This window comes from Streptomyces sp. NRRL B-1140, assembly GCF_001280065.1.
GTDB lineage: Bacteria > Actinomycetota > Actinomycetes > Streptomycetales > Streptomycetaceae > Streptomyces.
In genome coordinates, this window is the sequence record NZ_LGEA01000095.1 from 102,319 (window position 1) to 123,224 (window position 20,906).

The 20,906-nt window shown below is 71.8% G+C and carries 18 protein-coding genes; 4 read left to right on the top strand and 14 right to left on the bottom strand.

Features of this window, described 5'->3' with window-relative positions; all coding sequences use genetic code 11:
- Nucleotides 1–113 precede the first annotated feature (113 nt).
- Nucleotides 114–1,301, top strand: a complete 1,188-nt coding sequence (locus ADK65_RS17140) for a trypsin-like serine peptidase (RefSeq protein ID WP_053671028.1) — start codon at nucleotides 114–116, stop codon at nucleotides 1,299–1,301.
- 120 nt (nucleotides 1,302–1,421) lie between these two features.
- Here the strand turns inward: ADK65_RS17140 and hflX are convergent, their stop codons facing one another.
- From hflX to miaA, 7 genes are all read right to left on the bottom strand, one after another.
- Nucleotides 1,422–2,915: a GTPase HflX gene (hflX, locus tag ADK65_RS17145; RefSeq protein ID WP_053671029.1), complete on the bottom strand. Its 1,494-nt coding sequence runs from the start codon at nucleotides 2,913–2,915 to the stop codon at nucleotides 1,422–1,424.
- 207 nt (nucleotides 2,916–3,122) lie between these two features.
- The gene (locus tag ADK65_RS17150) at nucleotides 3,123–4,634 is read right to left on the bottom strand and encodes a M1 family metallopeptidase (RefSeq protein WP_053671030.1); all 1,512 of its coding nucleotides are present in this window, start codon (nucleotides 4,632–4,634) and stop codon (nucleotides 3,123–3,125) included.
- 156 nt (nucleotides 4,635–4,790) lie between these two features.
- Complete coding sequence (locus ADK65_RS38575) at nucleotides 4,791–4,940, bottom strand: hypothetical protein (RefSeq protein ID WP_159038796.1); 150 nt, start codon at nucleotides 4,938–4,940, stop codon at nucleotides 4,791–4,793.
- Nucleotides 4,941–5,064: 124 nt separating this feature from the next.
- Nucleotides 5,065–7,242: a RelA/SpoT family protein gene (locus ADK65_RS17155; RefSeq protein WP_053671031.1), complete on the bottom strand. Its 2,178-nt coding sequence runs from the start codon at nucleotides 7,240–7,242 to the stop codon at nucleotides 5,065–5,067.
- Nucleotides 7,243–7,538: 296 nt separating this feature from the next.
- Complete coding sequence (gene dapF / locus ADK65_RS17160) at nucleotides 7,539–8,411, bottom strand: diaminopimelate epimerase (RefSeq protein ID WP_053671032.1); 873 nt, start codon at nucleotides 8,409–8,411, stop codon at nucleotides 7,539–7,541.
- Between the two features lie 73 nt (nucleotides 8,412–8,484).
- Complete coding sequence (locus ADK65_RS17165) at nucleotides 8,485–9,027, bottom strand: hypothetical protein (protein WP_053671033.1); 543 nt, start codon at nucleotides 9,025–9,027, stop codon at nucleotides 8,485–8,487.
- 108 nt (nucleotides 9,028–9,135) lie between these two features.
- The gene (miaA, locus tag ADK65_RS17170) at nucleotides 9,136–10,074 is read right to left on the bottom strand and encodes a tRNA (adenosine(37)-N6)-dimethylallyltransferase MiaA (protein ID WP_053671034.1); all 939 of its coding nucleotides are present in this window, start codon (nucleotides 10,072–10,074) and stop codon (nucleotides 9,136–9,138) included.
- 182 nt (nucleotides 10,075–10,256) lie between these two features.
- Between miaA and ADK65_RS17175 the strand changes: the two genes are divergently transcribed.
- Both ADK65_RS17175 and ADK65_RS17180 read left to right on the top strand, forming a co-directional pair.
- Nucleotides 10,257–10,550: a hypothetical protein gene (locus ADK65_RS17175; protein WP_053671035.1), complete on the top strand. Its 294-nt coding sequence runs from the start codon at nucleotides 10,257–10,259 to the stop codon at nucleotides 10,548–10,550.
- Nucleotides 10,551–10,576: 26 nt separating this feature from the next.
- Complete coding sequence (locus ADK65_RS17180; protein WP_053671036.1) at nucleotides 10,577–10,957, top strand: antitoxin; 381 nt, start codon at nucleotides 10,577–10,579, stop codon at nucleotides 10,955–10,957.
- 223 nt (nucleotides 10,958–11,180) lie between these two features.
- Here the strand turns inward: ADK65_RS17180 and ADK65_RS17185 are convergent, their stop codons facing one another.
- From ADK65_RS17185 to shiA, 5 genes are all read right to left on the bottom strand, one after another.
- Nucleotides 11,181–11,894: a class III extradiol dioxygenase subunit B-like domain-containing protein gene (locus ADK65_RS17185; protein WP_053671037.1), complete on the bottom strand. Its 714-nt coding sequence runs from the start codon at nucleotides 11,892–11,894 to the stop codon at nucleotides 11,181–11,183.
- Nucleotides 11,895–12,070: 176 nt separating this feature from the next.
- Nucleotides 12,071–13,594, bottom strand: coding sequence for a tRNA (N6-isopentenyl adenosine(37)-C2)-methylthiotransferase MiaB (miaB, locus tag ADK65_RS17190; protein ID WP_053671038.1), 1,524 nt, complete (start codon nucleotides 13,592–13,594; stop codon nucleotides 12,071–12,073).
- A 52-nt stretch (nucleotides 13,595–13,646) separates the two neighbouring features.
- Nucleotides 13,647–15,494, bottom strand: a complete 1,848-nt coding sequence (locus tag ADK65_RS17195; RefSeq protein ID WP_053671039.1) for a sugar phosphate isomerase/epimerase and 4-hydroxyphenylpyruvate domain-containing protein — start codon at nucleotides 15,492–15,494, stop codon at nucleotides 13,647–13,649.
- Nucleotides 15,487–16,464, bottom strand: coding sequence for a zinc-dependent alcohol dehydrogenase (locus ADK65_RS17200; protein WP_053671040.1), 978 nt, complete (start codon nucleotides 16,462–16,464; stop codon nucleotides 15,487–15,489). The genes ADK65_RS17195 and ADK65_RS17200 overlap by 8 nt, the downstream gene beginning before the upstream one ends.
- Nucleotides 16,465–16,635: 171 nt before the next feature.
- A complete protein-coding gene (gene shiA, locus ADK65_RS17205) occupies nucleotides 16,636–18,006 on the bottom strand; it encodes a shikimate transporter (protein WP_053671041.1) in 1,371 nt (456 codons plus the stop codon).
- A gap of 388 nt (nucleotides 18,007–18,394) precedes the next feature.
- Between shiA and ADK65_RS17210 the strand changes: the two genes are divergently transcribed.
- On the top strand, nucleotides 18,395–19,192 hold the full coding sequence (locus tag ADK65_RS17210) for an IclR family transcriptional regulator (RefSeq protein ID WP_053671042.1): 798 nt from the start codon (nucleotides 18,395–18,397) through the stop codon (nucleotides 19,190–19,192).
- An 83-nt stretch (nucleotides 19,193–19,275) separates the two neighbouring features.
- Here ADK65_RS17210 and ADK65_RS17215 read toward each other — a convergent pair whose 3' ends face one another.
- A complete protein-coding gene (locus tag ADK65_RS17215; protein WP_053671043.1) occupies nucleotides 19,276–19,929 on the bottom strand; it encodes a response regulator in 654 nt (217 codons plus the stop codon).
- A complete protein-coding gene (locus ADK65_RS17220; RefSeq protein ID WP_234352900.1) occupies nucleotides 19,929–20,894 on the bottom strand; it encodes a sensor histidine kinase in 966 nt (321 codons plus the stop codon). Before ADK65_RS17220 ends, ADK65_RS17215 begins: the two co-directional genes overlap by 1 nt.
- Nucleotides 20,895–20,906: the final 12 nt, after the last annotated feature.

The following is a 20,906-nucleotide window of genomic DNA, read 5'->3' on the forward strand; positions in this document are numbered from 1 at the left end:
ATAGTGGGGTGTCGCGCGGCGCCACCGGTCCCGCGCCCATGCCGTGCACACGCGGCACCTGCACTGAGCAGGACCAGTACCACTCAGTACGTACCGACGGGGGTCATCGCACCATGCGTTCCACACCTGTGCCCGCACCGAGGCGCGGACGGCGCACCGTCCTCGCCGCCGCCGGGCTCGTCGCCGCCCTCGCGCTCACCGCGACCGCCTGTGAGGGTTCCGGGGACTCGGCGAGTGACCAGCCCGATGCCACCAGCTCCCAGGCCGCCGCGAACGGCGGCGGCAAGGCAAGGATTCCGGCCGATCTCGCGGGCAGGCTCAAGGAGCACGGGATCGACGTCGACCGCTGGAAGGACTGGGACAAGGACAAGTGGCTCAGTGACGCCAAGGACTTCGTCAACCCGGTGATCAAGGGCCTCTGGAAGCCGGAGCGGATGCAGTCCGCCGACGAGGCCGACAAGAGGGTCACGACGAAGGACGCGTCGGCCGGTCAGGGCGCCGGCGATCCGGATCCCGCACCGGTGCGGGCGCAGGCCGAGAAGACGCCGTACCACCGCAACGCGGCACCGGTCGGCAAGGTCTTCTTCGACTCCCCCGACGGCCCGGCCGTCTGCTCCGGCACGGTCGTCAAGGACGTCAACCACCCGGGCAAGTCCAACCTGGTGTGGACGGCGGGCCACTGCGTGCACGCCGGCGGCAACGGCGGCTGGTACCGCAACATCGTGTTCGTCCCGGCCTACAACGACCGCGGCAGGTCCGAGGCGGAGTTGACCGACGCCGACCCGACGGAGATCGCCCCGTACGGCAACTGGTGGGCGAACTGGGCCTCGACATCGAACCAGTGGATCCAGGGCGGTTCGGAGAGCGGCGGCGACGGCGCCCCGTACGACTACGCCGTGCTGCACGTGAAGCCGGAGCAGGGCGCCAAGTCCCTGGAGGAGACGGTCGGCGCCGCGCTGGACGTGGACTTCTCCGCCCCCTCCGCGGCCGAGGCCGCCAAGATGGGCGCATGGGGTTACCCGGCCGCGCCGCCCTACAACGGCGAGAAGATGTTCAGGTGCATCGACGTCCCCGGCCGGTTCTCGCTCAGCCCGTCCCTGCCGACGATGTACCGCATCGGCTGCGACATGACCGGCGGTTCCTCCGGCGGCGGCTGGTTCCGGGTCCTGAACGGCAAGTCGGTGCTGGTCTCCAACACCTCGATCGGCCCGGCCGACAACACCTGGCTGGCGGGTCCGCAGCTGGGCCGCGACGCCGAAGCGCTCTACCAGAACATGAGCAAGACCTACGGCGGTCAGTGATCCGTGCATGCTGAAGGCCCGCCCCCTGAGACAGGGGGCAGGCCTTCTCGCGTGGCCTTCTCGGCGGCCCTTCTCGTGCGGGCTACTCGAGTTCAGGCGAGGCGCGCCCTCAGGTGTGACTCAGAGCGCCGGTGCCGGAGCGTACGGCGTGAGCTCCGCCGCCAGTTCCTCGTGGACCCGCACCTTGAGCAGGGTGCCCTCCGCGGTGTGCTCCTCGGAGATCACCTCGCCCTCGTCGTGCGCACGGGCGACCAGCTTGCCGTGCGTGTACGGCACGAGCGCCTCGACCTCGACCGACGGGCGCGGCAGCTCGTTGTCGATGAGCGCGAGCAGTTCCTCGATGCCCTGACCGGTGCGGGCCGAGACCGCGATGGACCGCTTCTCGACACGCAGCAGCCGCTGGAGTGTCAGCGGGTCGGCCGCGTCCGCCTTGTTGATCACGACGATCTCGGGCACGTCGGTGGCGCCGACGTCCCGGACCACCTCGCGCACGGCGGCCAGCTGCTCCTCCGGGAACGGGTGCGCACCGTCGACCACGTGCAGGATCAGGTCGGACTCGCCGACCTCCTCCATCGTGGAGCGGAACGCCTCGACCAGGTGGTGGGGCAGGTGGCGCACGAACCCGACCGTGTCGGCCAGCGTGTACAGCCGTCCGCTCGGCGTCTCGGCCCGGCGCACGGTCGGGTCGAGGGTCGCGAACAGGGCGTTCTCGACCAGCACGCCCGCGCCCGTGAGGCGGTTGAGCAGCGAGGACTTGCCGGCGTTGGTGTAGCCCGCGATGGCCACGGACGGCACCTTGTGACGCTTGCGCTCCTGGCGCTTGATCTCGCGCCCGGTCTTCATCTCCGCGATCTCCCGGCGCATCTTCGCCATCTTCTCGCGGATCCGGCGCCGGTCCGTCTCGATCTTGGTCTCACCGGGACCACGGGTGGCGAGGCCGCCGCCCTTGCCGCCGCCCATCTGCCGGGACAGCGACTGACCCCAGCCGCGCAGTCGCGGCAGCATGTACTGCATCTGTGCGAGGGCGACCTGCGCCTTGCCCTCTCGGGACTTGGCGTGCTGGGCGAAGATGTCCAGGATCAGGGCTGTGCGGTCGATGACCTTGACCTTGACGACGTCCTCGAGGTGGATCAGCTGGCCCGGGCTGAGCTCACCGTCGCAGATGACGGTGTCCGCGCCCGTCTCGACGACGATGTCGCGCAGTTCCTCGGCCTTTCCGGAGCCGATGTAGGTGGCCGCGTCGGGCTTGTCGCGGCGCTGGGTCACTCCGTCGAGCACCAGCGCGCCGGCCGTCTCGGCGAGGGCGGCGAGCTCCGCGAGGGAGTTCTCCGCGTCCTGCACGGTTCCCGAGGTCCAGACGCCGACGAGGACGACCCGCTCCAGGCGGAGCTGGCGGTACTCGACCTCGGTGACGTCCTCGAGTTCGGTGGAGAGGCCCGCCACACGGCGCAGAGCCGCGCGGTCGGAGCGGTCGAACTGGTCGCCGTCCCGCTCTCCGTCGATCTCGTGGCTCCAGGCGACGTCCTCTTCCATCAGGGCATCGGCCCGAAGACCCTCGGGGTGGCTGTGCGCGAAGCGCTGGGAGTCCTGGGAAAAGGAAGAAGAGGAGGTCATTGGATCCTTACGTTGGTGGGAAACCGTTCACAGTCTGCAACGCACGGGCGGTCCGGGAGATTCCCGGGGCCTCGCGCCGCGCCGACCTGAAGATGGTCGCACGGCACGGGGCGTCTCGTCACCGTGTTATCGGACGGCTGTCTTCGCCGGCCCGGCCCGCTTCCCAGGGCCCGATCCAGCGGGCCTGCGGCCTCGCCGGGGCCCGCTTCAGGCGGTCCTCGGCTCCGCGGGGGTCCGCGATGTCGCGGGTGCCGCCGGCTTCCAGTCCGGGTGGCCCGGCATCGGCGGGGTCTTCTCGCCGTACAGCCAGCCCCGGAAGAAGCCGTTCAAATCGCGCCCGGAGATCTCGGTGGCGAGCCGGACGAAATCGTCCGTCGTGGCCGTGCTGTCCTGGTGACGCTCGACCCAGGCGCGTTCCAGGCGTTCGAAGGCCGGTCGGCCGATCTCCTGGCGCAGGGCGTACAGGATCAGCGCCGCCCCGTCGTAGACGTTGGGGCGGAAGATGTCGGTCTTACGGTCGGCGTCGGGCGCCTTGGGCGCGGCGGGGGGTCCGCCGGTGGCACGCCAGCGGTCGGAGGAACCGTAGGCGGTCTTCATCCGGTCCCGCATCGGCTTGCCTGCCTGTTCCTCGGCGTACAGCGCCTCGTACCAGGTGGCGTGCCCTTCGTTGAGCCACAGGTCGGACCAGGTGCGGGGGCTGACGCTGTTGCCGAACCACTGGTGGGCCAGCTCATGGACCATGATCGACTCGACGTACCACGAGGGGTGGACGCGGTCGGTGAACAGTTCCCGCTCGAAGAGCGAGAGCGTCTGGGTCTCGAGTTCGAAGCCGGTGGAGGCGTCGGCCATCAGCAGGCCGTACGTCTCGAAGGGGTAGCGGCCGACCTTGTTCTCCATCCAGGTGATCTGGCCGGGGGTCTTCTCCAGCCAGGGCTCGAGCGCCTTGCGGTGCTGCGTCGGGACGACGTCCCGTACGGGAAGCCCGTGGGGGCCGGTGCGGTGCAGCACGGTGGAGCGGCCGATGGAGATCTGGGCGAGTTCCGTGGCCATGGGGTGCCGGGTGCGGTAGGTCCACGTCGTCGTCCCGCGGGACTTCTCCGTTCCGGCGGCCAGACCGTTGGCGACGGCCGTGTGCCCGTCGGGTGCCGTCACCCGGATGGTGAACATCGCCTTGTCGGAGGGGTGGTCGTTGCACGGGAACACCAGGTGCGCGGCGTCGGCCTGGTTGGCCATGGCGAGGCCGTCCGCGGTGCGTACCCAGCCGCCCTCGCGGCCCTCGGCGGGCACGGGATCACTGGTGTGCCGCACGGTGATCCGCATCCATCTGCCGTCCGGCACCGGCTTCTCGGGCGTGATCACCAGGTCTTCGCCGGCGGTCTGGAACTCCGCCGGGTCGCCGTCGACCTCGACCGACTGGACCGTGCCGTGGGCGAAGTCCAGGTTGACGCGGTCCAGGTCGGCGGTCGTCCAGGCGTCGATGGTCGTGACGGCCCCGAGCGGCCGGCTGTTGCTGCCCGGGTAGGTGAAGGAGAGGTCGTACGACGCCACGTCGTAGCCCGGGTTGCCGAGGTACGGGAAGAGCCGGTCACCGACTCCGAGAGGGACGGCCGGGGCGGTCGCGGCGACGAGGCAGACGGAGACGGCCGACGTGAGCAGGGCGGCTGCGGTCCGACGCCGCCGGGCGGTGTCGGAGCCCGGGCTGTGGGGGGTCAGGAGCATGGCCCATGGCTATCAGCGCGCGGGGGAACGTCGCGGACGGCGCGCTTCCGCCCCACCCGAACCGGGGATCAGGGCATGCGCCGGGTGCTCTGCCCGCACCGCCCCGGCCGGTCGGGTATGTAGGTGCGCGCCCGCGCCGGGTGCCGCCCCGGCGGTTCAGCGGTTGGGCGGTTCCTTCAGCGGGTCGGCGCGGCTGGACGCGATGACCGTCCGCACACCGGTCGGCGCCAGGGCCTGGGCCGCGAGACCCCATGCCGTCCCGGCCTCCCGGGCAGGCCGTCGCAGGTCGGCCCCGGCTCCACACACGAGATCGGCACCACGATGCCCGATGTCAGGACGGCCCGGCTCGGGGCGGCCCTGACCGGGGACGTCGACGGCGCCTGGCCGACGGTCCCCCCTTCCAGGAGGCCGTTCACCGGCAGCGACCGTGTCAATCGCCCTGCGGTTGCGGCTGTGCCCTGCTGACGTCGTACACCCCGGCCACGTCGCGCATCGCGCGCATCAGGCCGGGCAGATGGCCGGCGTCGGGGAGCTGCACGGTGTAGGTGTGCCGTACCTGCTGCTGCGTGGGAGGCTCGACGGTCGCGGAGACGATCTCGGCCCCCTCGGAGGCCATGGCCTCGGTGAGGTCGGCCAGCAGATGCGGACGGACGAACGATTCGGCGACCAGCGTGACTCTGCACTCGGCGGCCTCTCCCCAGCGCACGCCGACCTCCGCACGCCCCCCGTCCTTCATGCGCGCTACCGCGGCGCACCCCGCACGGTGCACGGTGACCGCTCCCCCGCGTACGGCGAAGCCGGTGATCTCGTCGGGCGGTACGGGCGTACAGCAGCGGGCGAGCCGTACGGCCGCGCCGGGCAGGTCGGCGAGGACGTGGCCGGTGGCGGAGCGGCCTGCGGGCTGGTCGGGCGCCGCCTCCGGCTCGGGTACGTCGGACGGCCGGACGCCGGTCCGGTTCTCCGCGAGACGTGCCTCGCTCTGCTGCTGGGACTCCGCCTGCGCCGGATGGGCGGTCAGCCACCGCTGGATGGCGATCCGGGCCGCGGGGGTGTGCGCGTGATCCAACCACTCCCGCGAGGGCTCCGACGCCGGGTCCTGGCCCATGAGGAGCTGAACGGTGTCGCCGTCCTTGAGCACGGTGCTCAGCGTCGCCAGGCGGCCGTTCACCCGGGCCCCGATGCAGGCGTGCGCGTCCTCACCGTACTGCGCGTACGCCGCGTCCACGCAGGTCGCGCCCTCGGGCAGGCCGAGGGTGCCGCCGTCGGGGCGGAAGACGGTGATCTCGCGGTCCTGGGCGAGGTCCTCGCGCAGGGTCGACCAGAAGTGGTCGGGGTCGGGCGCCGCCTCCTGCCAGTCGAGGAGCCTGGAGAGCCAGCCGGGACGGGTGGGGTCGACGCGCTCGCCGTCGGCCGGGTCGTCGGGGGCCGGTGCGTACGGGTTGCCGAGGGCGACGACGCCGGCCTCGGCGACCTTGTGCATCTGGTGCGTGCGGATGAGGACCTCGACGACCTGGCCGTCCTCACGCGCCACGGCCGTGTGCAGCGACTGGTAGAGGTTGAACTTCGGTACCGCGATGAAGTCCTTGAACTCCGAGACCACCGGCTTCATACAGGTGTGCAGTTCGCCCAGGACGGCGTAGCAGTCGGCGTCCTCGTTCACCAGGACCAGGACGCGGCCGAAGTCGGAGCCGCGGAGCCGCCCGCGTTTGCGGGAGACGCGGTGCACCGAGACGAAGTGGCGCGGGCGGATGAGGACTTCGGCGGGGATGTCCGCCTCGCGCAGCACCCCCCGCACCTCGTCGGCGACCTCGGCGAGCGGGTCGTCCGCGCGGGCCGCGTTGCGGACGATCAACTCCCGGGTGTGCGCGTATTCCTCGGGGTGCAGGATCGCGAAGACCAGGTCTTCCAGTTCGGTCTTGAGCGCCTGGACGCCGAGCCGTTCGGCGAGCGGGATGAGCACGTCACGTGTCACCTTGGCGATGCGCTCCTGTTTCTCGGGGCGCATGACGCCGAGGGTGCGCATGTTGTGCAGCCGGTCGGCGAGTTTGATCGACATGACGCGGACGTCGTTGCCGGTGGCCACGAGCATCTTGCGGAAGGTCTCGGGCTCGGCGGCGGCGCCGTAGTCGACCTTCTCGAGTTTGGTGACGCCGTCGACGAGGTAGCGGACCTCCTCACCGAACTGGTCGCGGACCTGCTCGAGCGTCACGTCCGTGTCCTCGACCGTGTCGTGCAGCAGTGACGCGGTCAACGTGGTGGTCTCGGCGCCGAGTTCGGCGAGGATCAGGGTCACGGCGAGGGGGTGGGTGATGTACGGCTCGCCGCTCTTGCGCATCTGGCCGCGGTGCGAGGACTCGGCCAGGATGTAGGCGTGGCGCAGGGGCTCGAGGTCCGCTTCGGGGTGGCGGGCGCGATGGGCCTCGACGACATGGCTGATGGCGTCGGGCAGCCGGCCCCGGGCGGCCGGGCCGAGCAGGGCCGCGCGCCCCAGGCGGCGCAGGTCGATCCGGGGGCGGGCCTTTCTGCGGGTGGCTGTCGGCGTCACCGCTCCCGACACCGCGCCCGGCATCTGGCCTGGGGTCACGGAATTCGTGGCCTCCGCACTCATGGGCACCTCCGGCTGCGTCAACCGGCGGACGGGCGCCCCCGAGCGGACATGGCTCAGGGGGCGGCTTCGGTCCCCCGTCCGGGCCGGTGCTTGATGCTACCGAGCCCACCACGCCCGACCGACCGCCTCTCGCCGAGCGTGAAACTGATCACCCATTCGAGGGACGAATGTGAGGTTTGTACCCCTGTACTGAGCGGGCTCCGTGATGCGGATCTCGCCAAGTGGCCGAATATCAACGGCGATTTCGGATCGCCGGCCGAAGGCGCCCGGGTGGTATCAGGACATCGGCCCCGGGCTCACACGGACGTCGCCGTCTCCAGCCAGTCCGTGTCGATCTCGCCCTCGGCCACGATCACGGCCGGGCCGGTCATCTCGATCTCGCCGTCGGGCCGCTCGGTGATGACCAGCGTGCCGCCGGGGACGTCGACGGTGTAGGTCACGGGGGCGCCGGTGGCCTTCGGGTCGGCGCCGTCGCGGCGGGCGGCGGCCACGGCGACGGCGCACGCGCCCGTGCCGCACGAGCGGGTCTCACCGGAGCCGCGCTCGTGCACCCGCAGCGCCACGTGCCCGGGACCGCGGTCGACCACGAACTCGACGTTCACGCCGTCCGGGTATGCGGTCGCCGGGCTGAAGGGCGGCGGGGAGAGCAGGTCACCGGCGTGCGCCAAATCGTCCACGAAGGCGACCGCGTGCGGGTTGCCCATGTTGACGTTGCGCGCGGGCCAGCTGCGCTCGCCGACGCTCACCGTGACCTCACCCTCGGGGAGCACCGCGCGGCCCATGCCGACGGTCACGTCACCGTCCTTGGCGATGTGCACGGTCTTCACGCCCCCGCGCGTGGCGACCGCGAGGTCCCCCTCGGTCACGTGACCGGCGCGCTGGAGGTAGCGCGCGAACACCCGCACGCCGTTGCCGCACATCTCCGCGACCGAACCGTCGCCGTTGCGGTAGTCCATGAACCACTCCGCCTCGGCCGCCATACCCGTCGCCTCCGGGTGCGCGGCGGACCGCACCACGTGCAGCAGCCCGTCACCGCCGATGCCCGCGCGCCGGTCGCACAGCGCTGCGACGGCGGCCGGGGACAGGTCGATGGTGTTCTCGGGGTCCGGGACGATCACGAAGTCGTTCTCGGTCCCGTGTCCCTTGAGGAAGGCGATCCGCGTGCTCATGCCTCGATCGTAAGCGGTGCCTGCCACAACGCCTCGGCGTGCCGGTGGCAGCGCTCCGGCCGCCCCGCGGGGGTCAGCGCAGCCGCGCCACACGCCACACGGCGAGGACCACCACGACGGCCACGACCAGGGCGTAGGCGAGGACGACCCGCCAGTCGGGTCTGCGGCCGGAGCCGCGGGCCGGCAGGCCCGGCCAGGTGTAGCCGACGCGGCGGGCGGCCATCATGCCCCACCCGGCCGCGCACGAGCAGATCAGCAGGCCCAGCATGGCGATGACGGCCCCGCTGTCGCCGAAGTCGAAGGCGAGGGGGAAGGCGAACATCAAGGAGCCGAGTGCCGCGAGGCTCACGATGGGAGCCAGCTGCCAGATCCGGAGCCGACGCTGCGGGCGCAGCTCGACCTCGACCTCGTCGGCGAACATCTCGCCCGGCTCGGGACCGTCGTCCGTCACACCCTGTGTCTCGTCGGGCCCGTCGGAGCTGAGGTGCTCCGCCTCCTGATCCGGTGCGTCCGGCTCCGCTACGTTCTGCTCCGACGCGTCCCCGCGCCCCGTCCCATCCCGCTCGGCGGTGATGTGATCGGTGCTTCGTGCGGTGTCGCGAGGGCCGGCCTCCATCGCCACGCGCCCTCCCAACTAGGACTCAGCTCGGTCGATCGAAGCTCGATGATGGCACGCCGCCGAAGCACCGGATGACGGCCTGGGCGTCCCGATGCCATGACGTGATCAGGCTGTGACCGGTCGTTCGACCAAGGACAGCGCGAGCTGCGGAAGTTCCGTGAGATCGGCCGCCGCCCCACTCAACCAGTGCACCCGCGGGTCACGCCTGAACCATGAATCCTGGCGGCGCGCGAAGCGCTTGGTGGCACGTACGGTCTCGGCCCGCGCGTCGTCGAGCGTGCACTCCCCGGCGAGCGCCGCGAGCACCTGCTGGTAGCCGAGCGCGCGCGAGGCCGTACGCCCTTCGCGCAACCCCTGCGCCTCGAGCGCGCGCACCTCGTCCACCAGGCCCGCGTCCCACATCCGGTCGACCCGGCGCGCGATGCGCTCGTCGAGTTCGGGGCGGGCCACGTCGACGCCGATCTGGAGGGTGTCGTAGACCGAGTCGTGGCCGGGGAGATTGGCCGTGAAGGGCCTGCCGGTGATCTCGATCACCTCGAGGGCTCGGACGACCCGGCGGCCGTTGCTCGGCAGGATCGCGCGGGCCGCCTCGGGATCGGCGGCGGCCAGACGGGCGTGCAGCGCACCGGAGCCGCGCAGCACGAGCTCCTCCTCCAGGCGGGCGCGGACCTCGGGGTCGGTGCCGGGGAACTCCAGGTTGTCGACGGCCCCGCGGACGTACAGTCCGGAGCCGCCGACCAGGATCGGCCAGCGCCCCTCGGCGAGCAACGCCTCGATCCGCTCGCGGGCCAGGCGCTGGTACTCGGCGACGGACGCCGTGACGGTCACGTCCCAGATGTCCAGCAGGTGGTGGGGGACGCCGTCGCGCTCCTCGGGCGTCAGCTTGGCGGTGCCGATGTCCATCCCTCGGTAGAGCTGCATGGAGTCGGCGTTGACGACCTCGCCGCCGAGACGCTGGGCCAGAAAGACGCCCAGATCGGACTTTCCGGCCGCAGTCGGTCCGACGACGGCGATGACGCGGGGGGCGGGGGGTGCACTGCTCACCGCCCCAGTCTCGCAAACCTCGAACCGTGGTCTCGAACGAGTTACGTGACGGGACGGACGCGAGGTCGTTGCCCGTTGCGAGGTTCCTGCCGCCGGATCGCAGAGGCGGTAGCCCGGGCCGCGCAAAGTGACGCACCGGGCAACGCGGGATTTCGCCCGCACGAGTAACGTATGGAGTGGATATGGGCGTTTTTGCACGACTTCTCCGGCGGTCGAAGGCCACGGCGGAGACGCCTGCAGCCGAGGCTCAGCCCGAGACGGCGAAGGCCGGAACCGAGGCGGACACGACCGAGGCGCAGACGGCCCAGGCCGCACCGACCGCCGGGGCGAAGGGCGACGACGAAGCCCCGGAAGCGGCGGAACCGGCTGCCGAGTCCACCGCCTCGGTCGCCGAGTCCGAGGGCGTGGACATCCCCCAGCAGCAGTCCACCGAGAAGGCGGCCGACAACGAGGCCGGTGAGGGCGCCCGTAAGTGACCGCCCCGTGCGAGGGAAGGTGAGCCATGGGTCTCATGGACAACGTGAAAGCCAAGCTGGGCCCGGCCAAGGGCAAGGTCTCCGACCTCGCACAGCGGCACGAGGGCAAGATCCATCACGGTCTCGACAGGGCCGCGCAGGCGGTCGACAAGAGGACCAAGGGCAAGTACAGCGACAGGATCCAGTCGGGCACGGGCCGGGCCAAGGGCGCCATGGGCCGTCTCACGCACCATGACGACGGCACACCGGAGACGGGCGCCACGACGACGCCCGGCGCGGCCGGCATGACGAAGCCGCCCGGCACAGGCCGGACGGCACCATCCCGGGACGCGGCTCCCCCGGACGCGGCTCCGCCGACGGACACGGGCGGCACTCCGCCTCCGGGGACACCACCGCCCACGTCCTGAGCCCGCTTCGGCGCCCATGGCCCGAGCGAGCGTCTGCACACCGAAGGGCACATCGGCGGAGGGCCGCGGAGCGCGAGGGCTCCCGGCCGTCCGCCGTTTCCGCGAGGCGTGCGACCGGGCGGGCCACAACCGTTCCCGCGGCCCGCGCCTCGTCCCACGAGCGCGTGACGCCCCGTCCCGCACCCCTGCGGCCCGCGCCACGCCCCGGCCTCTGCGGCCAGGGCTACGACCAGGCTGCGACGACGTAACCCACTCCGTACGGAGCGTCCTCGTACAGCAGTGAGCCGCCGAGGTCAGCGCCCTCGGCCGCGCCCGCCAGGACCTGCCACGGTGCCCGGCCGGACACCTTCAGCTCGTGGGCCAGCCCCGCGTCCAGCGTGGTGAGGGCCGCCAGGTCCGCAGCGCCGAGCGCTCGTGCGACCTGCGCGTCGAAGGGCGCCGCCCGTTCGTCCAGGTAGCCAGGGGCCTTGAGCGTCCGGCAGGCACTGGCGTCCCCCATCACCAGCAGCGCCACCCGCTCGTCCCGGGCGGCGAGCTCCCTCCCGGACCGCAAGCACTGCTCGGTCGTCGAGGACTCCCCCACCCCGAATCCCTCGACCGGCGCGTCGGACCACCCGGTCCGCTCCAGAAGCCAGGCGCCGACAGCGAGCGAGTACGGCAGGCGCGCTTCCGCGTCCTCGCCCTCGCCCTCTCCCAGCCGCACGTCGAGGCCGACGCCGAAGCCCCGAAAGGACCCCGTCGTTCCCGCCGGGTGATGCCCGACTCCCGCTCCGCCGACCGGCCCGACGACCACGAGCCGTCCCGGCCGGGCGGCGGCCAGCACGCCCAGCGCGTCCGTGCAGGCGGCCCGCGCGACATCCAGCTCCGGGGCGGCGCCCGCGGCGACCTCCGGGACCAGGAGGGGCGGACAGGGGCAGGCAGCGGCGGCGACAAGCATGATCGGCAGGGTAACTCTCAGGAGCCGCTGCCACCGCACAGGGCCGCAGCGACCCGACTCAGACGCGGCCATGCCCGATCACCACGACCGGCGAGATGGGTGTGGCAGCGGTCGGACTCATTCGCGGCCACGCCCGCTCACCACGACCGGCAAGGCAGGCGCGGCAGCGACCCTGCTCAGTCGCAGCCGCAGCCGCTCGCCACGGCCGGCAGAGGCTCGGGCGCACCGATCTTCGGCAGGCCCAGCATCACGCCGACGGGCTTGGCCTTCTCGGCCGCGTTCCGCTTCTCCCAGGCGTCGCCCGCGCGCGTACGACGCACGTCCAGCACCGGGCCCTCGGCGAGAAGGTGGTGCGGGGCGGCGTAGGTGATCTCCACGGTGACCACGTCGCCGGGGCGGACCTCCAGGTCCGGCTTGGTGAAGTGGACGAGGCGGTTGTCGGGGGCGCGGCCGGACAGGCGGTGGGTGGTGTCGTCCTTGCGGCCCTCGCCCTCGGCGACCATCAACTCCAGCGTGCGGCCGACCTGCTTCTTGTTCTCCTCCCAGGAGATCTCCTCCTGAAGGGCGACGAGCCGCTCGTAACGCTCCTGGACGACCTTCTTGGGGACCTGTCCGTCCATCTCGGCGGCCGGGGTGCCGGGACGCTTGGAGTACTGGAACGTGAAGGCCTGGGCGAAGCGGGCCTCGCGCACCACGTGCAGCGTCTGCTCGAAGTCCTCCTCGGTCTCGCCGGGGAAGCCCACGATGATGTCCGTGCTGATCGCGGCGTGCGGGATGGCGGCGCGGACCTTCTCGATGATCCCCAGGAAGCGCTCCTGGCGGTAGGAGCGGCGCATCGCCTTCAGGACCGGGTCGGAGCCGGACTGGAGCGGCATGTGCAGCTGCGGCATGACGTTCGGCGTCTCGGCCATGGCGGCGATGACGTCGTCGGTGAAGTCCCGCGGGTGCGGGGAGGTGAAGCGGACGCGCTCCAGCCCGTCGATCTTGCCGCAGGCGCGCAGCAGCTTGCTGAAGGCCTCGCGGTCGCCGATGTCGGAGCCGTAGGCGTTGACGTTCTGCCCGAGCAGCGTGATCTCGGAGACGCCCTCGGCGACCAGCGCCTCGATCTCGGCGAGGATGTCGCCGGGGCGGCGGTCCTTCTCCTTGCCGCGCAGGGCCGGGACGATACAGAAGGTGCAGGTGTTGTTGCAGCCGACAGAGATGGAGACCCAGGCCGCGTACGCGCTCTCACGGCGGGTGGGCAGCGTCGAGGGGAATGCCTCCAGCGACTCGGCGATCTCGACCTGGGCCTCGTCCTGGACGCGCGCGCGTTCCAGCAGGACGGGCAGTTTGCCGATGTTGTGCGTGCCGAAGACGACGTCCACCCAGGGCGCCCGCTTCACGATCGTGTCGCGGTCCTTCTGCGCGAGGCAGCCGCCGACCGCGATCTGCATGCCGGGGCGGGCCGCCTTCTTCGGGGCGAGGTGGCCGAGGTTGCCGTACAGCTTGTTGTCGGCGTTCTCCCGCACGGCGCAGGTGTTGAAGACGACGACGTCCGCCCCGTCGGCGTCCTGGGGCGCGCGGACGTAGCCCGCGTCCTCCAGCAGTCCGGACAACCGCTCGGAGTCGTGGACGTTCATCTGGCATCCGTAGGTCCGGATTTCATACGTTTTAGATGCTCGAACGTCCACTGCCGGGCTCCGGTCGCTGCTGCTGGTCATGGTTCAAGGGTAGGCGCTTCCCGGAGGTCGCCGACCCGGAGGTGCCGAGCCCTCAGCGTCGCTGGGCGGCCAGGCGGACGTGAGCGTTGGCGGCGCCGTAGCCGCGGTAGCCGCCGGTGCGCTGGACGATCTCGAAGAAGACCCGGCCCACGCTCGCCGTGTAGCAGTGGTGGAACTCGCCTCCCTGTTCGTCGCGGTCGTAGAGAATGCCGAGTTCCTGGTAGACGTCCAGGGCGCCGGGAGCGAACTCGTAGCGGGCGTCGAGGTCCTCGTAGTAGTTGGCGGGGATCTTCAGCAGCTCCGCGCCGGCGGCACGGACACGGCGGGCGGCCGCGGTGATGTCGTCGGTGGCGAGGGCGATGTGCTGGGCCCGGGCGCGGCTGTCCGGGTCCGGGCCGGGGGCAAGGTTGAGGACCAGGCGCGGGGTGCCGTGGGCGCCGGTCATGGCCCTGCTGCGGAAGAGGCCGTAGGGATCCGCCAGGTCGACGCTCTCGTGCGGGCGCAGACCCAGCACCGCACGGTGGAAGAGGACGGCTTCGTCGAAGTGGTGCCAGGGCTGGGTCAGCGCCACGTGGTCGACGCCGGTGAGAGACCCGGCCCGTGGGGAGTCCTGCCGCTCGTCGGCGGCAGCCGTGAGATCGCTCGCAGCGGTGAGGTCGGCGGCAGCCGTGACGCCGGCGGAGGCAGTGAAGTCGGCCGTCCAGTCGGGGTGGCCGGGGCGCCGGGTGGCGCAGAAGAACAGTTCGGTGCCGTCGGGAGCGGCGACCGCGTCCAGCGGGACGTCGTGGTCACTGCGGCGTCGGGGCAGGACGGGGGCGAGCAGGGCCTCGGCACGCCGGGCGGCGGAGCGGGGGTCGGCCGTCTCCAGCCCCATGGCGGTGAGGGACGGGCCGTCGTCGCGGGTGCCGGTGCCGTGGTTGACCAGGATGCGGGCATCGCCGTGCGCCCAGAGGTCCACCGGCTTGCCGCCGTGCCGTCCGGTGCGTCGGAAGCCGAGCGTGGTCAGCAGGGTGGTCACGGGGAGCGGGTCGGCCGTGGCGATCTCGGCGAAGGCGAAGCCGGTCGGCACAGCCGGGGACGGGAGCGCCGAGATGTCCGCGGCCTCCTCCAGGGCGATCAGCGAGCGCAGTGCGTCGACCGCGGTGCTGCCCGCGTCCGCCTGGCGGAACACATCGTTGAAGACCTCCAGGGAGAGCGGGCCCCGGTAGCCGGCGTCCACGGCGTGACGGACGAGGGAGGTCACGTCGAGGCCGCCCTGGCCGGGGAAACAGCGGTAGTGGCGGCTCCACTGCAGGACGTCCATGGCCATCAGCGGGGCGTCGGCGAGCTGCAGGAAGAAGATCTTCTCGCCAGGGATGTCCGCTATGCCCTGGGGGTCCGAGCCGCGGGAGAGGATGTGGAAACTGTCCAGACAGACCCCGAGGGCGGGGTGGCCGGCTCGTTCGACGATGCGCCAGGCGTGGTCCCAGGTACTGACATGCCGGCCCCAGGCGAGCGCCTCGTAGGCGATGCGCACGCCGGACTCCTGGGCCAGGCCGGCCAGCCGGCTCAGCTGCTCGGCGGCGAGGGCGTCGTCGTCGACGGCGTGCTGGGAGACGTTGGAGCACACCAAAAGCGTCTCGGTGCCGAGCCTGCGCATGACGTCGAACTTGCGCTCCGCCCGGCGCAGAACACGTCCGAACTCCTCCTCCGGCACGGCCTCGACGTCCCGCATCGGCTGGTAGAGGTCGATGGTGAGCCCGAGGTCGGCGGTGCGGGCGCGGATCTCCTCCGGGGACAGGGGGCAGGCGAGGAGGTCGTTCTCGAAGATCTCCACACCGTCGAAACCCGCGCGGGCGGCGGCGGTCAGCTTCTCGGTGAGGGAGCCGCTGAGACTCACCGTGGCGATCGACTTACGCATCCTGATCCCCTATGCCGATCCAGGTCTTCCCCGCGCGGTCGGCGGCGCCGGTGAACGCCTGCTGGGCCTCCTCGATCGGGAAGCGGGCCTCCACGACGGCCGAGGGCCGGGCGCCGGGCAGCTCGGCGATCGCGGTGGCGAAGTCACCCGGGTGGTCGTAGATCATCGACCCGCGGAGCACCAGCTGACGCCGGACCACATCGTCGGTGGTCAGCGGCAGCGCGTGGGGGTTGAGGCCGATCAGGACGATGGTGGCGCCGGGGGCGGCACGCTCCACGGCCGGGCGCAGGGCGGGTGCGTGGCCCGAGGTTTCGAAGACGTAGGTGTACCCGGTGCCACCGTCGTCGGGGGTCGCGCCCAGCCGTTCGGCGCGGGCGAGCCGCTGCGGGTGCGGTTCGGTGACCACCGGCCGGATGCCGAGGCGGGCCAGGATCAGGCAGACCAGCAGTCCCTGGGCTCCGGCCCCGACGACCAGGCACCGGTCGGCGGGGGTGACTCCGCTGCGCCGGACGGCGGCCCGGGCCACCGCGTACGGTTCGGTGGCCGCGAGATCGGCACCGGTCGGGCCGTCCGGGACCGGGTGGGCGAAACGGGCGGGCAGGGCGGCACGTTCGGCGAGGACGCCGGGGGCGTTGAGTCCGACGATGGCCCGGTGCGGGCAGGCCGAGGTCAGGCCGCTGCGGCAGTCCGGACAGGCGAGGCAGGCGTAGTTGGGTTCGATGACGACCCGCTGCCCCACCTGGCGGTCCCGTACGGCGCTGCCGACGGCGGCGATCCGGCCGAAGCCCTCATGGCCCATGACCCACGGCGTCACGGGCGGCAGGCGTGTGCCGTGGAAGACGGCGAGGTCGGTCCCGCACAGGCCCACGCCCTCCATCCGCACGATGACGTCGTGCGGGCCGCAGTCGGGCTCCGGCCACCCGTCGACGGTCTCGATCCTGTTCGGCCCCGTGAGGACAGCTGCTTTCACCTGAACTCCTAGCGGTCCGCTAAACGGACCAATCAATCCACTCTGCGGTCAGAATAGAGGGCGGGAGGGTCCCCAACAAGGCTGAGGGCCCAGCGAAAAAGAGGACGGGACACGAGCAAGGGGCCCCGGCGGCAAGGCCGGGGCCCCAGTAGCCCTGTCGTGGATGTTCCGTCAGGCGGTCGCGTCCGCCGCCGCGGTCCGCTTCCGCACCTCCTCAGGAGCTCCGGCCGCCGCATCGTCACCCCGCATGCGCAACGCGACGAGGAAGGAGATGGCGCACCCGAGGGCGATGTAGGCGGCCACCAGCGTCCAGGAACCGCCCGCCCAGATCACCAGCGAGCCGGCGATGAGCGGAGTGAAGCCGCCTCCTATGGCGCTGGCGAGCTGATAGCCGACACCGGCGCCGCTGTAGCGGTACTCGGGGCCGAACATGTCGGTGAACAGGGACTGCTGGACGGAGACCGCCATGTCGTGCGCGACGTTCACCAGCAGTACCGCGCAGGCGATGATCAGCACCATGGAGCCGGACTCCATCGCCCAGAAGTACGGCACCGCGCTCACGAGACCCACCAGCGCGCCCCAGCAGTACAGCCTGCGGCGCCCGTAACGGTCGGCCAGGTAGGCGAAACCGGGGATGGTCAGCACGGCCAGGCCGCCGACGGCCAGGTTGACGTCGAGCAGGCTGTCGCGGTCCAGGCCGAGTTCGCCGGCACCGTAGGCGAGGCCGAAGGTGGTCACGCCGTAGAAGGTGAACAGTTCCACGAAACGCAGGCCGATGATGGCGAAGAAGCCCTTGGGGTTGGACTTCACGGCGGCGATCAGCGGCACCTTCGGCCGGGCCTCCTCGCTCATCGCGGCGACCTTCTCGGTGAAGACCTCGGACTCCTCGACCCGGGCCCGCACGATCAGGCCGACGATCACGAGGGCGGCGCTGATCAGGAACGGGACGCGCCAGCCCCAGACCCGGAAGGCCGTGTCCGAGGTGGCCCCCGACATGATCTTGGTGATGAGCGTGGCGAGCAGCAGACCGACCGAGGCACCGACCTGCACGCCACTGCTGTAGAGGGAGCGCCACTTGGCAGGGGCGTTCTCCACCGCCATCAGCGCGGCGCCGCCCCATTCACCGCCCACCGCGAAGCCCTGCGCCGCGCGGAGCACCACCAGCAGCACGGGGGCCCAGATCCCGGCCTGGGCGTAGGTCGGCAGGACGCCGATCAGGGTGCTGGCCACGCCCATGATCAGCATGGTGAGAACGAGCATCCGCTTGCGGCCGAGCCGGTCGCCGAAGTGGCCGAAGACGATGCCGCCGAGCGGGCGGAAGAGGAAGCCCACACCGAAGGTGGCCCAGGCGGCCAGGGTGCCCACGGCCGGGGAGGCGTCCGGGAAGAACAGCTCGCCGAAGAGGAGTCCGGCGACGATGCCGTAGAGGAAGAAGTCGTACCAGTCGACGACCGCGCCCATGAAACTGGCGATCGCCGCTCTCCTCGCGACGCCGGGGGTTCCGGCGCCGCCGGTCGCCACCGGCTGCTTCGTACTGCTCATCTCACATACTCCCTTGGATGCTGCGACTCCTGTGACCGGAGGTGCCGCGCGTGCTGCGCAGGGCACGTCGGGGCGGGGTCACGGATGGCTACGGCGAGGACAGACGCCCGGGCGACGGCGGCGCTCGGCGGGTGGGGAGCGGCCGTCACCGGCAAACCGGGCCGGCACCACAGCGTGCGGGCGGCGACCCTCAAGACAAGGTCCACTGAGCGGACCGATCAAACCAAGTAGCGGAAACATACGGGGCGGGTTTTCCGCCATCAAGAGGTGCGACAAGATTTCTTCGCCTTCATGGCTCCAGCGGTCCGCCTGATGGACTACCGTCACGGGTGAGCGCGGTGACGGTGACGGCAGATGCCGCGCGGCGACCACCTTGGGGAGCGGATTCGTGGACGACAGGCAGGCAGAGGCCGAAGCGGCCCGGGAGCCCAACGGGACGGCGGGTGTCCGCAGCGTGCGGCGCGCCCTGGACATCCTCGGCCTGCTGAGCGAGGACCGCCCGGTCATCTCTCTGCGCGAGATCATCGACGCCACCGGACTGGCCAAGACCACCGTCCTGCGCCTGGTCCAGACCCTGGAGGAGAGCGGCCTGCTGTGGTCGCATCCGGCCGGCTACACCGCCGGACCCGGCCTGTGGCGCTGGGCCTACCTGGCCCGCAGCCAGTGGGAGGTGCCGCAGGAGACCCGCAAGGTCATGCGGGACCTCGCCGATCATCTGGGTGAGACGGTCAACATCTTCGTCGCCCGCGATGTGAGCCGCGTCTGTGTCGCCCACGAGGAGAGCCCGCACCCGCTGCGTCACGTCGTCGACGTCGGCGACGAACAGCCCCTGTGGGCCGGCGCCTCCTCCAAGGTCCTGCTGCGCGACGTCTCGGACACCCTGCTGCGCCGGGTCGCCGCCGCCTCCCCCCACGGCGAGGCGCACGCCGACCGGTTGCGCGCCTGGGCGCAGGAGGCCGCGCAGCGCGGCTACGCGGTCAGCAGCAGCGAGTGGGACGAGGGCCTGACCGCCGTCGCCGTGCCGGTCATCGGCCGTTCGGGCTCGGTCGTCGCCTCGCTCTCCCTCAGCGGCCCCAGCCACCGCTTCCCCTACGAGGCCGTGGAGCGGTTCGCCACCGACCTCGCGGAGTCGGCCGCGCTCATCTCTGCCCAGGGCTTCAGCCACCCGCTCAGCCAAGGCCGCTGACCCTTAGGGGCCGCCGCGGAACGACCAGGGCAGACGGCCGCAGGAAGGGACCGGGCCGCCTGTCCAGGATTCCCGCGCCGGGCTCAGGGCTCGATGAGTCCGGCCCTGATCGCGTACCGGGTCAGTTCCAGGCGGTCGCGCATGCCGAGCTTCTGCAGGAGGTTGGCGCGGTGGCGCTCCACGGTCTTGGCGCTGATGAAGAGGAGTTCCCCGATCTCCTTGGAGGTGTGGCCCTCGGCGACCAGTTTGAGGATCTCCTCCTCGCGCTCGGTGATGGCCCGCTCCGGCAGGCCGTCACCCCGGTGCAGCCGTTCCAGGTAGGAGCGGACGAGGGCGCGTTCGGCACCCGGGTAGATGAACGGCTCGTCGCGCACGGCGGCCCGGCAGGCCTCGACCAGGTCGCGGTCGGCGACGGACTTGAGGACATAGCCGCTGGCTCCGGCCCTGAGCGCCTCGAAGAAGTACTCCTCGTTGTCGTACATCGTCAGGATCAGGATGTGCAGGCCGGGCATCCGGCGGGAGAGTTCACGGGCCGCCTGGAGGCCGGTGGTGCGGGGCATGGCGATGTCCAGGACGGCGAGGTCCACCGGGATTTCCCGGGCCTTGGCGACGGCCTCGGCGCCGTCCCCGGCCTCTGCCACGACGGTCAGGTCGGGCTCGCCGTCCAGGATGAGGCGCACCCCGCGGCGTACGAGGGTGTGGTCGTCGGCGAGCAGCACACGGATCGGTGTGGTCATCAGCGGGGTCCTTCGGTCACGGGTTCGCGCCGTGCCACCGGTACGCGCAGCCGTACGTCGGTGCCCCCGCCCGGCGCCGGTCGGAGGGTCAGGGCGGCGCCGATCAGCAGGGCGCGCTCGCGCATGCCCGTGAGACCGGCGCCCTCGGGGGCGTCGCCGAGGCCTGTGCCGTTGTCGCGTACGAGGAGTTCGACACCGCCGGGGACCGGCTGGAGGCGGAGTTCGGCGCGGTCGGCGGCGGCGTGCCGGGCGGTGTTGGTCAAGCCCTCCTGGGCGACCCGGTAGACGACGAGTTCGGCCTCCGGGGCCAGGGCGGGGAGCTCACCGGTCACGTGGTGGCGCACGGTGAGCCCGTGGGTCGTGAACTCGCCGGCCAGCGAACGCAGGGCGCTGGCCAGCCCCAGTTCCTCCAGCACACCGGGGCGCAGGCGGCGGGCGATCCGGCGGATCTCGTCCAGGCCGGCCCGGGTCGCCTCCTGCGCCTGGCCCACCTCCTCGCGGAGGTCCTCGGGCGCCCGGTCGGCGACGCGCTTGAGCTGGAGGAGGACGGCGGTCAGGGTCTGCCCGACCTCGTCGTGCAGTTCCCGGGCGATCCGGTGCCGTTCGCTCTCCTGCGCGGACAGCGCCCGGGCGGCGCCCGCTGCCCGCTCGGCCTCCAGGCGGTCGAGCATCGTGTTGTACGTCGTGATCAGCCCGGCCGTCTCCGCCGGTCCCGCGACCACGGGCCGGGAGCCCGGACGCAATAGGTCCGCGGTGGCCATGGCCCGGTCGAGACGCTGCAGCGGCACCAGCCCGTACCGCACGACGAGCGCGTTGCCCGCGAGCAGCAGCACCAGCCCGCCGAGCAGGACGAGGGCCTCGCCCGCGAGAACGGGGGTGGACACGGTGACCGGGCCGAGCAGCAGCGCCGTGGCCACCACGAGACCGACGGCGTTGAGCGAGAAGATCCGCCAGAACAACGACACGCCTGTGGGTCC